Annotated in this window: 12 protein-coding genes; 1 reads left to right on the top strand and 11 read right to left on the bottom strand. The window is 49.0% G+C overall.

Translation table 11 applies throughout. The annotated features are described in order from the left end of the window. Window positions 1–33: 33 nt before the first annotated feature. The 8 genes from hslU to CF651_RS19310 all read right to left on the bottom strand — a co-directional run bounded on the left by hslU (window position 34) and on the right by CF651_RS19310 (window position 9,740). A complete protein-coding gene (gene hslU, locus CF651_RS19345; protein WP_094016515.1) occupies window positions 34–1,428 on the bottom strand; it encodes an ATP-dependent protease ATPase subunit HslU in 1,395 nt (464 codons plus the stop codon). Between the two features lie 19 nt (window positions 1,429–1,447). Then, complete coding sequence (hslV, locus tag CF651_RS19340) at window positions 1,448–1,993, bottom strand: ATP-dependent protease subunit HslV (RefSeq protein ID WP_094016514.1); 546 nt, start codon at window positions 1,991–1,993, stop codon at window positions 1,448–1,450. 235 nt (window positions 1,994–2,228) lie between these two features. Further along, window positions 2,229–3,566, bottom strand: a complete 1,338-nt coding sequence (gene trmFO, locus CF651_RS19335; RefSeq protein ID WP_094016513.1) for an FADH(2)-oxidizing methylenetetrahydrofolate--tRNA-(uracil(54)-C(5))-methyltransferase TrmFO — start codon at window positions 3,564–3,566, stop codon at window positions 2,229–2,231. 56 nt (window positions 3,567–3,622) lie between these two features. Continuing rightward, window positions 3,623–5,707: a type I DNA topoisomerase gene (gene topA / locus CF651_RS19330; RefSeq protein WP_094016512.1), complete on the bottom strand. Its 2,085-nt coding sequence runs from the start codon at window positions 5,705–5,707 to the stop codon at window positions 3,623–3,625. Window positions 5,708–5,746: 39 nt separating this feature from the next. Next, on the bottom strand, window positions 5,747–6,853 hold the full coding sequence (dprA, locus tag CF651_RS19325) for a DNA-processing protein DprA (RefSeq protein WP_094016511.1): 1,107 nt from the start codon (window positions 6,851–6,853) through the stop codon (window positions 5,747–5,749). A 137-nt stretch (window positions 6,854–6,990) separates the two neighbouring features. Next, window positions 6,991–7,923, bottom strand: a complete 933-nt coding sequence (gene sucD, locus CF651_RS19320; RefSeq protein WP_094016510.1) for a succinate--CoA ligase subunit alpha — start codon at window positions 7,921–7,923, stop codon at window positions 6,991–6,993. 63 nt (window positions 7,924–7,986) lie between these two features. Beyond that, on the bottom strand, window positions 7,987–9,147 hold the full coding sequence (gene sucC, locus CF651_RS19315) for an ADP-forming succinate--CoA ligase subunit beta (protein ID WP_094016509.1): 1,161 nt from the start codon (window positions 9,145–9,147) through the stop codon (window positions 7,987–7,989). Between the two features lie 332 nt (window positions 9,148–9,479). Continuing rightward, entirely contained in the window at window positions 9,480–9,740 is a 261-nt protein-coding gene (locus tag CF651_RS19310; protein ID WP_094016508.1) for a hypothetical protein, read from the bottom strand. A 221-nt stretch (window positions 9,741–9,961) separates the two neighbouring features. Between CF651_RS19310 and CF651_RS19305 the strand changes: the two genes are divergently transcribed. Then, on the top strand, window positions 9,962–11,518 hold the full coding sequence (locus CF651_RS19305; protein WP_094016616.1) for a YifB family Mg chelatase-like AAA ATPase: 1,557 nt from the start codon (window positions 9,962–9,964) through the stop codon (window positions 11,516–11,518). Here the strand turns inward: CF651_RS19305 and CF651_RS19300 are convergent. The 3 genes from CF651_RS19300 to CF651_RS19290 are packed head-to-tail and all read right to left on the bottom strand — an operon-like array spanning window position 11,515 to window position 14,355. After that, window positions 11,515–11,889, bottom strand: a complete 375-nt coding sequence (locus tag CF651_RS19300; RefSeq protein WP_094016507.1) for a YraN family protein — start codon at window positions 11,887–11,889, stop codon at window positions 11,515–11,517. The two genes, CF651_RS19305 and CF651_RS19300, sit on opposite strands and share 4 nt — an antisense overlap. Further along, window positions 11,882–12,193 carry an EscU/YscU/HrcU family type III secretion system export apparatus switch protein gene (locus CF651_RS19295; RefSeq protein WP_094016506.1) on the bottom strand — a complete coding sequence of 104 codons (312 nt, stop codon included), beginning with the start codon at window positions 12,191–12,193 and terminating at the stop codon, window positions 11,882–11,884. The genes CF651_RS19300 and CF651_RS19295 overlap by 8 nt, the downstream gene beginning before the upstream one ends. Further along, entirely contained in the window at window positions 12,190–14,355 is a 2,166-nt protein-coding gene (locus CF651_RS19290) for a hypothetical protein (RefSeq protein WP_094016505.1), read from the bottom strand. The genes CF651_RS19295 and CF651_RS19290 overlap by 4 nt, the downstream gene beginning before the upstream one ends. Window positions 14,356–14,550 lie beyond the last annotated feature (195 nt).

The raw sequence follows: 14,550 nt of genomic DNA, 5'->3' as shown, positions 1-14,550 counted from the left end.
CCAGTGCGACCAACGGTTTATATTCACTACAGCCTACAATATATACTGGCTCAAGTCACGGTTCTGCACTATGTCCGAAAGCTTCTCGCGAACATATTCGGGCGTAATGACAATTTGCTCCAATGTAATTTCAGGCGCTTCAAACGATAAATCCTCCAGCAGCTTTTCCAGTATCGTATGCAGCCGCCGCGCACCGATATTATCCGTATTTTGATTCACTTCCGCGGCGATTTTAGCAATCTCCCCGATTGCAGCGTCTGAGAATTCAACTTGAATCCCTTCCGTTTCAAGCAGTGCCGTATACTGTTTGGTTAAAGCATGCTTCGGCTCTTTCAAAATGAGCATAAAGTCCTCTTGCGTTAAGCTGCTTAGCTCTACACGAATGGGAAAACGGCCTTGAAGCTCGGGAATTAGGTCGGAAGGCTTGGCGATATGGAACGCCCCAGCCGCTATGAACAAGATATAATCGGTTTGAACCGGACCATACTTGGTCATGATCGTAGAGCCTTCGACCACTGGCAAAATATCCCGCTGTACGCCTTCTCTCGAAACATCCGGCCCGCTGCCTCTGCCGGAGCTGCAAATTTTATCAATCTCGTCAATGAAAATAATTCCAAGCTGCTCTGCACGCATGACCGCTTCTTGAATCACTTCATCCATATCCAGCAGCTTTTGCGCTTCTTCCTGGGAAAGCACTTTACGCGCTTCCTTGATCGCCAGCTTCCGTTTCTTCAGCTTCTTCGGCATGATGCTTCCAAACAGCTCCTGCATATTCATGCCAGCCTGCTCGTTGCCTTGACCCGACAGCATATCAAGCATGTTAGGCGAATGATCCTCAACATCGATTTCGATCACTTGCTGCTCAAGATCGCCTTTTTCCAGCTTCACTCTCATCTCTTGACGTCGTGTTGCAATATGCGGATCCGCTTCTTGCTCCTGAGGCTCGTTTGCATTCTGATTACCGAACAGCATTTCAAGCGGGTTGCGCTGATTTTTTTGTTTGGCCGGATTTGGTACCAAAATGGCAACAATCCGCTCATTCGCCATTTGTTCCGCTTTATCCTTCAGCTTCTCCGTGCGCTCCGTCTTTACCATACGGATAGACGTTTCGACCAGGTCGCGCACCATTGATTCCACATCACGGCCTACATAACCGACCTCCGTGAATTTTGTCGCTTCCACCTTCACGAACGGGGCGTTGACGAGTTTGGCCAGCCTGCGGGCAATTTCAGTCTTACCCACACCGGTAGGGCCAATCATCAATATATTTTTCGGGACAATCTCATCACGAATCGCTTCATCGAGCAAGCTTCTTCTGTAACGGTTGCGCAGTGCAACGGCTACCGATTTCTTCGCTTTTTTTTGTCCGACAATATATTTATCCAGTTGATTTACGATTTCCTTAGGGGTTAGCGAGATATGTTTCAAATGAGAACCTCCTCGTCATCTACTCGATTTCTTCAACAATGATATTGTGATTCGTAAATACACAAATCTCTGCTGCCATAGTTAAAGCCGCCTGGGCAATTTCTTTGGCGCTCATATGCGGAGCGTATCGATGAAGTGCTCTCCCGGCCGAAAGTGCAAAATTGCCTCCCGAGCCGATCGCCAGGATGCCATCGTCGGGTTCAATAATTTCCCCGTTTCCGGAGATCAACAGCAATCCGTTGGCGTCCATAACGATCATCATGGCTTCCAGCCTGCGCAGCACCCGGTCCGACCGCCATTCCTTGGCCAGCTCCACAGCAGAGCGCTGTAAATTGCCTTGATGTTCTTCGAGCTTCGCTTCGAATTTCTCGAACAAGGTAATGGCATCGGCTACAGAGCCAGCAAAGCCTGCCACGACCTTCCCTCGATAAAGACGCCTAACTTTCTTAGCCGTGTTCTTCATTACCATACTGTTGCCAAAAGTAACCTGTCCATCTCCTGCAATAGCGCCTTTTCCTTGGTGGCGAATAGCAAAAATCGTTGTAGCATGAAAGGTTTGTTCCATACAAAGCATCCCTCCAAAGAAATTAGACTCCAGCTATACGCAATGATATGCAATAGAAAAACCCCGATCGAGGTTGCACAGGAGAAGCAGCCGCGATGCAAGGTTCATTGAATTAGCAAGCTTATCAAATTGATTAACTTCATAGCTGTAAAATTTGTATTATGAAGTATGCTACAGTTCCTGTTTTACTCAGAACATAATCATAAAACAAGATAATAGTATCACAGTAAAGGTTTTACTTACAAGTGAAATTGTATTCGTTTTTAGAAAAATTCTGAATTTTCTCAATTGCGCGCAATGCTATCTTTTCATAGCGCGTTTTTTTCACTTTCACTTTCTCATCCAGCGGCGGCAAAAGCCCGAAGTTCGCGTTCATAGGTTGAAAATGTTTAAAGTCAGCCGTTGTTATATAATGAGCCATGCTGCCCAATGTCGTATCCTGTGGTAAAATGAGGCATTCTTGGCCCAATGCGTAGCGCGCTGCATTCATACCGGCAATAAGACCCGAAGCTGCGGATTCCACATACCCTTCCACGCCTGTCATTTGACCTGCAAAAAACAAGTTGTCCCGGTTCACGAATTGATAAGTAGGCTTTAACAGCTTCGGCGAATTGATAAAAGTGTTGCGGTGCATGACACCGTAGCGAACGAATTCTGCATTCTCCAGACCAGGAATCAAGGAGAATACCCGCTTCTGTTCTCCCCACTTCAAATGGGTTTGAAAGCCTACCAGATTATACAGTGTCCCTGCTGCGTTATCCTGACGAAGCTGAACGACCGCATATGGCAGCTCGTTCGTATGAGGATTCATAAGTCCCACCGGCTTCATCGGTCCGTACAACGCCGTTTGCTTGCCTCTCTTGGCCATAACCTCGATTGGCATGCAGCCTTCGAAATAGATTTCTTTTTCGAATTCCTTCATTGGCGCAACTTCCGCAGAAATCAAAGCATCATAGAACGTATTGAATTCTTCCTCCGTCATCGGGCAGTTTAAGTAGGCCGCTTCTCCCTTGTCATAACGGGAAGCTAAGTATACCTTGCTCATATCGATAGAATCTTTCTCTACGATAGGCGCCGCGGCGTCGTAGAAATACAAGTATTCTTCGCCCATCAGTTCCTTCAAATGAGCGGATAAACCGGGCGATGTTAGCGGGCCTGTTGCAACAACAGTAATCCCTTCGGGCAGCGTCTCCAGTTCTTCATTGCGCACCTCAATCAGAGGGTGGCTGCGAAGCATCGTGGTCACTTCCGCCGAAAAGCCTTCGCGATCCACAGCGAGCGCACCGCCAGCAGGAACTGCATGCTTGTCTGCACACCGGAGAATGAGCGAGTTAAGAATTCGCATCTCTTCCTTCAATACGCCAACAGCGTTAGTCAATCCGTTAGCGCGAAGCGAGTTGCTGCACACAAGCTCAGCAAACTGGTCGGAGATGTGGGCCGGCGTCTTGCGTACCGGTCTCATTTCATATAGAACGACGGGGACGCCTTGGCTGGCAATTTGCCATGCGGCTTCACTGCCGGCCAAGCCTGCCCCGATTACAGTAACTTTAGGTGTTGGATCTGTCTGTGACAAGATAGTTAGCCTCCTGAAACGGGTATATATTAATGAAGGAAAAAAAACCGTCCGGCCTACTCCTTCTCTTGTACTTCTTCTTTATAGTCGCAATGTACACACTGATGGAACTCGCCATTCTTGTTCCGCTTCTCTATCAGCATGGAACCGCATTTCGGACAAGGCTGCGCCACTGGCTTATCCCAAGAAACGAATTCACATTCAGGGTAACGGTCACAACCGTAAAATACACGTCCTTTTTTGCTTCTGCGCTCAATGATTTTCCCTTCTTTACAGCTTGGGCAGGTGACGCCGATGTCTTTGACGATAGGCTTTGTATTGCGACAATCCGGGAAGCCGGAGCAGGCCAGAAACTTGCCGAACCGACCCATTTTATAAACAAGATGGCGTCCGCATTTTTCGCAAATTTCATCCGAAACCTCGTCCTGAATTTCGATCTTTTCCATCTCTTCTTCCGCAACCTCAAGGCGCTTCTCGAACGATTGGTAGAACGTATCCAGCACTTTGACCCAATCCTCTTTGCCTTCCTCCACATGGTCAAGCTCTTCTTCCATCTGGGCTGTAAATTCTACATCCAGGATTTCCGGGAAAAACTCGATCATTTGCTGAATGACAAGCTCGCCAAGCTCAGTCGGGACGAATTTCTTCTCTTCAATGGCTACATAACCTCTGCGCTGAATCGTTTCCAGCGTTGGCGCGTACGTACTCGGTCGGCCAATGCCCATCTCCTCCAACGCTTTGACCAAACGGGCTTCAGTAAATCGCGGTGGCGGTTGGGTAAAATGCTGCTTCGGATCGATGCTCTTCTTCTGCACCGTATCCCCTTGCTTCAGTGGCGGCAATAGTTTTTCTTCCTCAGTCGTTCCATCATCGTTTCCTTCGACATACACCTTCATAAAGCCGGGAAACTTCATTTTGGAGCCTACAGCCCGGAAAATCGCAGCACCTGCCGTAATGTCAACGGTCATGGTGTCCAAAATAGCGGAAGACATTTGACTTGCGACAAAACGCTCCCATATTAGTTTGTACAAGCGAAGCTGATCGCGACTTAGATGCTCTTTCAATTGATCAGGCTCCCGCAGAACCGAGCTCGGTCGGATCGCTTCATGCGCATCTTGAGCGTTCGCCGCTTTTTTAATATACATCCTTGGTGTTTCGGGATAGTAGGCTTCACCGTACTTCTGCAATATAAACTCCTTCGCTTCTTCTTGAGCAACAGGAGAAATACGCGTCGAATCGGTACGCATATAAGTAATTAAGCCGACCGTTCCTTCGCTTCCGATATCGATACCCTCGTACAATTGCTGCGCTACTGACATCGTCTTGGAGGCGCGAAAATTAAGCTTCCGGGCAGCTTCCTGCTGCAGGGAGCTAGTAATGAAGGGAGGAGACGGGTTACGCTGACGTTCCTTTTCTTTGACCTCTTGGACCGTATAGCTCGCCTTCTCAATCCCTGACAGGATTTCATTCACTTCCTGCTCGTTTCCAAGCTCTTTCTTCTCTCCGTTGACACTGTGGAATTTCGCCTCGAATTCGGTTTTGCCTGCCAGCAGCTTGGCAGTTATTGACCAATATTCTTCAGGGACGAAGGCTTTGATCTCGTTTTCCCGATCGTAGATCAATTTCACCGCTACCGATTGTACTCGGCCGGCAGACAGGCCCTTTTTTACTTTTTTCCAAAGCAGCGGACTGATCTTGTAACCAACCAACCGATCCAGTATACGGCGGGCCTGCTGCGCATTTACGAGATCCAAATTGATTTTGCGTGGGGTTTTAAAAGCATCCTTCACCGCCTGCTTGGTGATCTCATTAAATACGACCCGGCACGCTTCCGTTTCCTCCAGCTCCAAATAATGCGCCAAATGCCAAGCGATTGCTTCCCCTTCGCGATCCGGGTCAGCCGCCAGATAAACTTTTTTCACTTTTTTGCGCGCATCCTTCAGTTCTTTCAGTACAGAGCCTTTTCCGCGGATAGTAATATATTTGGGTTCAAAATTTTTCTTTATTTCAACACCGATTTGACTCTTCGGAAGATCACGAATATGGCCCATCGATGCTTTGACGATAAACTTGCTGCCTAAATATTTGCCGATTGTTTTGGCTTTTGCGGGTGACTCCACGATGACTAGTGAATCTGCCATAGGCGTCCTTCCCCCCTCAATTATGTGATATGTATTCAATCAACAGAGAACATACACAGAACCTGGTAATTGTTCCACACGTTTAATCATTAGTAAATTTAACAGAACTGCGTGCAAATGTCCAAAGGTAAATTGACTTCTGGCTAACAGCTCATCGATCGTCAGCGCTCCATCCTGCAATAAATGAACGATTTGCTCCTCTTCGGATGAAAGCGGAATGGCTTGGGACTGGTGCCCAACACCTGCCGCGAGGTGAGCTCGAATCGCCCTCAGATGCGGATATTCATCTAATATATCCTCCGCACAAGTAATCAGCTTCGCTCCCTGCTTAATTAATCCAAGTGCCCCCTGACTCTTCGGTGAATTAATGGGACCCGGCAAAGCGTAAATATCGCGGGATTCCTCAAGAGCCTGGTCAGCTGTAATTAACGACCCGCTTTTCAATGCAGCTTCAATGACCAGCACGCCCAAGCTTAATCCTGCAATGATCCGGTTTCTTTGGGGAAACAGCCCCGGATGGGATCTGGTTCCCATCGGGTATTCGCTTATGACAAGCGCTTCCTGGATCAGGCGCCCGTATAAATATTTATTTTCCGGAGGATACACTTGGTCTATACTGCAGCCTAATACGGCAATCGTACCGCCTGGATGTTTTATCGCACCTTCATGCGCAGCACTGTCAATACCTCTGGCCAAACCACTCACGATACAAACGCTCGCTGAAGACAGTGAGGCGGAAAGCTGTTCCGCTGATTGCCGTCCATAAGCCGTGGGAGTTCTTGTGCCAACAACAGCTATGCACGGCCTGCTCAAGAGCTCCGGATTCCCCCGAGTATACAATACCCACGGCGGTTGGGACGTCTGCTTTAAAAGCTCTGGGTAGTTGTCATCAAATACCGTCATCATCCCGATATTTTTAAGGGCATAAGGCTCGAGTAAAGCCTTGGCTTGTATTTCAGTGAATGCTCGCAGTCTGCCTGCTAAAGCTTCTGACCTTGCAGACGATATACCAAGCTCTAGCCAGTCGGATGTATCCAAGGAAAGGATATCGGTTAGCTCCGGGAAGGTTTTCACGATACGGTCTATCGTCTTCCATCCTATCCCCTCCAAGTGATGCAGCGCGATGAGAATCGTTCTATTGTCCATATAGTATATATCACTCCTTCATTGAGAACAACTTTTGTCCTGCCAGCTCTTGAAAAATAGAAAAGCCTTCCATTCCCTAACCGGGAATAGAAGGCTGCTTGCCTTGCTTAAGGATGAACGGGTTCATCCGTAAAAACTTATTTTTTTGTGATGCATTTGTCCAACAGGCCTTTTTCTTCCAACACGCTTACCAAAGTGGAACCCATTTCGGAAGGTGTAGGAGCTACTTTAATACCGCAACGTTCCATTGTCGCTACTTTCTCAGCAGCTGTACCTTTACCACCGGAAATAATAGCGCCGGCATGACCCATACGTTTCCCTGGAGGCGCCGTTTGTCCGCCGATGAAGCCTACAACCGGTTTTTTCATATTGGCTGCGATCCACTCTGCCGCTTCTTCTTCCGCTGTACCACCGATCTCACCAATCATGATAACTGCATAAGTTTCTGGATCTTCATTGAACAATTTCAGAATGTCAATGAACTCGGAACCTTTTACAGGGTCGCCACCGATCCCGACTGCAGAAGATTGACCGATGTTGCGAGTCGTCAATTGATGAACCGCTTCGTAAGTCAATGTTCCACTACGGGAAACAACGCCAACGTGACCTGGAGTGTGGATGTATCCTGGCATGATACCGATTTTGCATTCGCCTGGAGTGATTACGCCCGGGCAGTTCGGTCCGATCAAACGGGTTTTTTTGCCTTCCATGTAACGGGCAACTTTCACCATGTCCAATACAGGAATACCTTCAGTAATACAAATAGTCAAGTCCAATTCCGCATCAACAGCTTCCATAATCGCGTCAGCTGCGAAAGCCGGTGGAACATAAATGACGGAAACCGTAGCACCCGTAGCGTTTTTTGCTTCAAGCACTGTATTGAATACAGGCAGGGAAACCGTAGAGCCGTTCTCCAACGTAATGTCGATGTTCGTTCCGCCTTTACCCGGAGTTACGCCACCGACCATTTGCGTACCGTAGTCCAGTCCGCCCTTCGTGTGGAACATACCTACGGAACCGGTAATCCCTTGTGTAATTACTTTTGTATCTTTATTAATCAAAATACTCATTTGTATAGTTCACATCCCTTGAATTATTTGAAGAAGAACACACGGTCAGTTCGGAGAACGATCTTACTTCACAAGAGCTACGATTTTTTGAGCACCGTCAGCCATGGAGTCAGCCGCAACGATGTTCAGACCGGATTCGTTCAGGATTTTCTTACCTAGCTCTACGTTGGTTCCTTCCAGGCGAACAACAAGCGGACGTGTCAAACCAAGCTCTTTAGCCGCTGCAACAACGCCGTCGGCAATAACGTCACACTTCATGATACCGCCGAAGATATTTACGAAAATCCCTTTTACCGCTTCGTCGGAAAGGATGATTTTGAATGCCTCGGTTACTTTTTCTTTTGTAGCACCGCCCCCTACATCAAGGAAGTTCGCAGGGTCGCCGCCGTAGTATTTGATAATATCCATTGTCGCCATAGCAAGACCGGCACCATTAACCATGCAGCCGATGTTGCCATCCAGCGCGATGTAGCTCAGGTCAAACTTGGAAGCTTGGATTTCCTTCTCGTCTTCTTCTTCAAGGTCACGAAGCTCTTGAATGTCTTTGTGACGGTACAAAGCGTTGGAATCGAAGTTCAGCTTCGCATCCAAAGCCATAACATTGCCATCGCCAGTTACAACCAATGGGTTGATTTCAGCAATAGAGCAATCCTTGTCTACGAATGCAGTATACAGAGCGATCATGAATTTCACTGCTTTGTTTACGAGTTCTGCAGGAATGTTGATCGCGTACGCCAATTTGCGGGCTTGGAATGCTTGCAAACCGATAGCAGGATCGATTACTTCTTTGAAAATTTTCTCAGGCGTATGAGCTGCTACTTCCTCAATCTCCGTACCGCCCTCTTCGGAAGCCATCATGACTACGCGACCTGTTCCGCGGTCAACAACGACACCAACATAGTACTCTTTCTTAATATCGCAGCCTTGCTCGATCAGCAGACGCTTTACTTCTTTACCTTCTGGACCGGTTTGGTGTGTAACCAGCACCTTGCCCAAAATTTGCTCGGCGTATGTACGAACTTCGTCCAAGTTTTTCGCAACTTTGACTCCGCCGGCTTTACCACGGCCACCCGCATGAATTTGCGCTTTAACTACGACTACGGAAGTACCCAGCTGCTTGGCAGCTTCTACGGCTTCATCCACGGTGAAAGCGACTTTTCCTTCTGGCACGGCAACACCATACTGTTTCAGCACTTCTTTGCCTTGGTACTCATGGATATTCATTTAGCAAAATCCTCCTATCAGTAATAGCTTTCTATATGAATCAGAACTGCGGCGTGAGGCCGGCAAAGTCCCGCATCAAACGAAAATCTTTTCGCTATGATGCATTCACAAAACCCGTTTACTGCAGGTGTCGCAGCAAACATTCACTATTGTACCACTTTTTTTCGACAGTTTCCTTAAATTTTCATGTAAACCTTTCATTTTTCAATTAAAGTTTTTTATGCCGCTGAAAAATTTCCCGTATAATATCATTCCCACGGAAATGAAAAGCAACACAAAAAAGCGTGCTTTCTTTTTACCGAAAACACGCACTGACAAGGATTGGAGCTTGGCTACATATAAGTCGGATTGGTAGGGGTCATCGGTCTGGGTTCCCGCTCCGCCTGTTTAATAAACCGCATTTCATTGCTCGTAAAGCTGCATACCTGACATTGAATCATCGGCTCACTGTCCTGAATTTGCTGGGGCTCTGTCACTTCCTGGACAATTCCCGTAATGGCATCCTTCATAAAACGTTGATTAAAGCTGGAAATCACACTGAATTTGACGCGATTGGAACGACAGTTGGGACAGAAATATGGTTTTTCCTGCATTTTCATCACCTCATTACTTGGTATATCCAGTTTTCTCATAGTTAAACATTCTTTTCTATCCGCTCACAAGCTTTTCCTTTGAAAAAACAGCTCGGTTTTTACCGCTTGCGATTTTGCTGCTCAACCGTTACAATGATCACAAATACAACACAATTCGGCCAATAAGGAAGCACCTTTTGCCATGGAAGATGAATGATTCCAAGGGAGAAGGTGCTTTTTTTATGTACGGTAAAGTGATAAGTGCTTGCTTGCACGGCGTGGAAGGAAGACTGGTGGAAGTCGAAGTCGACCTAAGCAATGGGCTGCCGCAGATGAATATCGTCGGATTGCCGGACAGTGCGATTAAAGAATCGATGGAGCGGGTGCGTGCAGCCATTAAAAATTGCGGCTTCACCTTCCCTTTGCAGCGAATTACGATTAACTTGGCTCCGGCCGATATCCGCAAAGAAGGCTCCGCCTTTGATTTAGCCATTGCTCTTGGCATCCTCGCTACAAGCGGTCAAATTCCTCTTCCCGATGCAGAGCAGACCCTGGTTCTGGGCGAGCTGGCGCTGGACGGCTCTTTACGTCCGATTCCGGGCGTTCTCTCCATGATGGCTACCGCTAAAGAAAAAGGCATCAAGCGGGTCATCGTTCCCCAACTTAATGCCGCAGAAGCCGCGCTTATTGACAGCATTGAGGTAGGCTCCCTCGCTCATATTCAGGAAATGAAAGACGGGACAGCCAATTTATTTAATAGCATTAATTATCAACAGCCTCTACTGCCTGATCCTTCATCCCCTGCCGGGACGCCGTCTGAAGATTACAGTGATGTGTATGGTCAGCTCCACGCCAAGAGAGCATTGATGATTTGTGCCGCTGGCATGCATAACATTCTGCTGCTTGGACCTCCAGGCACAGGCAAAACCATGCTCGTCAAGCGACTGCCGACGATTCTTCCCGTCATGTCCGAGCAGGAATCTCTCGACGTGACCAAGGTTTACAGCGCTTCTGGAAAATTTGCCGATCGCAGCCGGCTCATACGGGAGCGTCCGTTCCGGATGCCGCACCACACCATCTCCTCCGCGGGTCTTGTCGGCGGTGGATCGACACCGAAGCCTGGCGAGATCAGTCTCGCACACCGCGGGGTTTTGTTTCTGGACGAGCTTCCTGAATTTTCTCGAGCGGTGCTTGAAGTGATGCGGCAGCCTTTGGAGGATCGGCAAGTCACGATCGGCCGCGCACGCGCAGTGTACCGGTTTCCGGCTCATTTTATACTTGCTGCGTCAATGAACCCCTGTCCGTGCGGCTATTTCGGTGCCGAAACTCATACCCATCCATGCACGTGCAGCCCGCTCAAAATTGAGCACTACCGCTCCAAAATTTCCGGCCCGCTGCTCGATCGCATCGATCTGCAAGTCGAGGTTCCACGCATGGACTACGGTCAAATTCTCGAAGCGGAGCCCCAACTCTCCTCAGCGGAGATGAAGGAACAGGTGGATCGCGCTCGAAAGATCCAACTGGATCGCTACCGCACAACGGGAATTACCTTTAACGGAGAGCTGCAGGGTAAGCTTCTCCGCGCTCACTGCAGACTTCACTCCGAGGCGGAGTCGCTGCTCCGCAAATCGTTTGAGGTTCTCGGCCTTAGTGTGCGCGCTTACGACCGCATCCTCAAAATCGCGAGGACCATTGCCGATCTTGACGGAAGCGAATCACTGGAAGCTCCCCATCTGGCCGAAGCGCTTCAATACCGCAGTCTGGACAAAAAAACGCATTCTGTCGGGCTTCCCCGCTAGAATGCGTTCTGTATATGGTCCAGCTTCACCAGCTGCCCGGCCTTGTCGGTCAACACGGAAACAACGTCGAAACGCGGCTGCAAAGACTGCAGCTGAAACCGGTGTATATACCATTGTGCCGTTTCCATCACCTGCAGCTGTTTTTTATAATTGACAGACTCTTGAGGCGTACCAAAGGTGCTTCTCCCGCTGCGTGTCCGCACTTCAACAAAGACCAGCACCTTACCCTCCATTGCAATAATGTCGATTTCTCCTGTGCGGCAGCGCCAATTACGTCCATGAATTTGGTATCCGTTCTGCTCCAGATACGCTGCCGCTAGCCTTTCCCCCAGCTCTCCTAGCTGCTTGCGTGTCAGTATGGACTCACTCATAGGGCCTCTTTCTTGCCCGTTGGTCCGAACGGTAAATAAAGCTTAATATTTCGGCAACGAGCTGGTACAGCTCCGGCGGTATTTCTTGGTCCAGGTCCAGCTTGGACAATACCTCGACCAAAGATGCATCTTCTTGAATGGCAACCCCGTTATCCTTCGCTTTTTTCAAGATCGCTTCTGCGATCTGTCCTTTTCCTTTGGCTACAACGGTAGGCGCCTTGGATTGATCCGCCGAATATTTTAGAGCGACCGCTTTTTTTATCGGATAAGGAGGTTCTGCCTGTTTTCCGTTTTGCTCCTTCATACTCGAACATCCATTCCTCTGTATGGTTTATTGCCGTACATCGACTGAAGCGACGCTGCCATAGCAGATACATCCATCTTCCCCGGATCGGTTGACGGTGAGCTGTCCTGTCCTTTTTCTGGATAAGGAGAACATTTTAAAGAAATGAATTGATATCCTATTCCAGAGAGACTTGCTGCGATATCGTCCCGATGCTCCTCCAACAGCTGCCCGATATAAGGCTGATCGTTATGTACCTGCAGGCTTACGATCCGGTCCACGACCTGTACATCGATCATGGTATCGCCCAATGTTTTCATTTGAAGGTCAAAGACCAGCCGGCAATTTTGCGCATCGAGCTCGCCACGCTTTCCCTTACGGGATTGAATATGAATAGCCGCTGTCTGCTCACCGTTCGCATTCATCAGCGGAACAAACAATGTAATATGAGAAAACATAGACGATTTATCCGAATTTAACAGCAGCTGCTGTCCGGTAATATGCTGTACCACCTGCTGCGCTGTATCTTTAAAGGACGAAGGCATGTCATCGGCCTGCATGAGCTGCAGCAGAGCACTTTTTAGGGTATCCGCTACTTTGTTAGGCTCTTGTGTTGTTATTCCCTGTGCAGAAAGTTGAGCAGCCCGAGGATCACTGTCCCGGTCTAAAAGCTGCCCCTTATCCGTTGCCAGCTCCGGAAGCTTGAATAACTGATTCTCATGCGCTACACCTAATGATTTTACCAGTTTCGAGATCCAATTCTCGTTTGGCGCCGGATTCATTTGTGTTTGCTTTAACGATTCATCATTATTCCCGGCCGTTCTCAAAAGGGAGGGGCTCACTGAACGCTCGCCTTCTGCCTGTTCACCGTCTGAGTGAATGAAGGACGAGGCTGCCATGCCGTCATTTGCATTCTTTGGCATGCTCCTCAGCGCTTCGCTGCCATGATTTTCATGCATAGCCGAGAAAGAAGCACCTGCCGGGACAGCGGTCCCCTGTGAAGCTGTAGTAAGTGGTCCCGAACTTACGGTTCGTTGAACGGACTCAGGAACGGTTTCCCCGTTAGTGTCAGGCACGTAGTTTGCAGTATTTGGGGCCTGAACCGCTCCCGCCAAACCATTTCCAGTCCGTGGAGCAGCCGGTGCTGCGCTTTGTTGATGCCCGTTGACCATTGCGCCGGAACCCACAGTCGTCTGTGGTGCCGCCTGCTCCCGATTAGCTGACGGATTCGGCGCAGAGGCCAAATCTCCATCACCTGAGTTTATAACAGGAGCCCCCGCCTGGGACTTCATCGCAGCTGAATCCAGCACCGGTCCTTGAACAACCGTACCTGCCGCCACTGGGCTGCCAGCCAATAACTTTCCAGCGGCTAGCTCCGTCGTCCCGGCAGCACGTCCTGCTTGCCCTCCAGAGGCTTCCGTTACCGCCGGCTTGACCGTCGGCACTTCTGATCCCTCAAAAGCCGCAGCGGGCTTCACAGTCCCTTCCGGACGCTGCTGTATCACTTGACCAGATGCTTCCTTCATCGAATCCAATACTTGCAAAAATGTGTTCAATGCCACTTTCGAGGTAGAGGATAAGGTGCTGTCCGGTGCCGTCAGCACATTTTTGATTTGCGCCTCCAGCTGCTGCAGCGTTTCGTGAAATGCAGGGCCCGTCAGCACCTGCTTGACTGCGTTTATACTGTCCGGGGTTAACGGAACGCCCTTCTGAAAAGCAACGATGGCGGAAGGCAGCCAATCTTCCTGCTTGAATGAGGCGGGCATTTGCGACTGCAGCTGTACAAAGGCTTGGACATTCTCCTTGAGCATCGGAATTCCGGCCTGATGAAGCGCTTGAACCAGCTGGCGGTTCGCTGCCGTGTCGGGTAAGCCTACATTTTTAAGCAGCTCTGAAAAAGAGCTGTCTGCAATCTGCACAGCGGAAGCATCCAGAGGCTTTAATACGATCTGTCCCCCGCTTGTCTCCGGCTGCACCTGAAATAGAGTCACATCCCCCTGTTTCAGTGGGGTTTCCAGCTTGGCTCGAACCTGGACGCCATTGATGTTAAGCATCGCCTCATCATTGGGCAGTATTTGCTGCACCACACCTTTGACAACCTCACCGGTTTTGAGCTCCAGCTTCTTCGGCTCGGCTGCCTGGCTATCCCCTACAAAGCTCCGTATCAAACCGCTTATATTCACGGGTGAACTCCTCCCGACTTCAAATTCGTAAACACATATATGTACACTATATATCGGCAGGCGCTCTATAAAAATAAAGAACCGGCTTTGGGGAAGAGCACACTGAGTAAGTTACGGCTACATGTACGGACATTGTTTCGAGCCGCTGTTGCCCACGCATTTTTCAATTCCAACCCATTTATAGCGGGTCAAAAT

It is taken from the genome of Paenibacillus rigui (assembly GCF_002234615.1).
GTDB lineage: Bacteria > Bacillota > Bacilli > Paenibacillales > NBRC-103111 > Paenibacillus_S > Paenibacillus_S rigui.
Note: the sequence above shows the minus strand (reverse complement) of the source record. Positions and strands in the feature narration are given on the sequence as shown.

Coding starts and splice junctions, on each gene's coding strand:
- hslV (WP_094016514.1), bottom strand. CDS start 1,993: ATGGAACAAACCTTTCATGCTACAACGATTTTTGCTATTCGCCACCAA.
- topA (WP_094016512.1), bottom strand. CDS start 5,707: ATGGCAGATTCACTAGTCATCGTGGAGTCACCCGCAAAAGCCAAAACA.
- dprA (WP_094016511.1), bottom strand. CDS start 6,853: ATGGACAATAGAACGATTCTCATCGCGCTGCATCACTTGGAGGGGATA.
- sucD (WP_094016510.1), bottom strand. CDS start 7,923: ATGAGTATTTTGATTAATAAAGATACAAAAGTAATTACACAAGGGATT.
- sucC (WP_094016509.1), bottom strand. CDS start 9,147: ATGAATATCCATGAGTACCAAGGCAAAGAAGTGCTGAAACAGTATGGT.
- CF651_RS19310 (WP_094016508.1), bottom strand. CDS start 9,740: ATGCAGGAAAAACCATATTTCTGTCCCAACTGTCGTTCCAATCGCGTC.
- CF651_RS19305 (WP_094016616.1), top strand. CDS start 9,962: ATGTACGGTAAAGTGATAAGTGCTTGCTTGCACGGCGTGGAAGGAAGA.
- CF651_RS19300 (WP_094016507.1), bottom strand. CDS start 11,889: ATGAGTGAGTCCATACTGACACGCAAGCAGCTAGGAGAGCTGGGGGAA.
- CF651_RS19295 (WP_094016506.1), bottom strand. CDS start 12,193: ATGAAGGAGCAAAACGGAAAACAGGCAGAACCTCCTTATCCGATAAAA.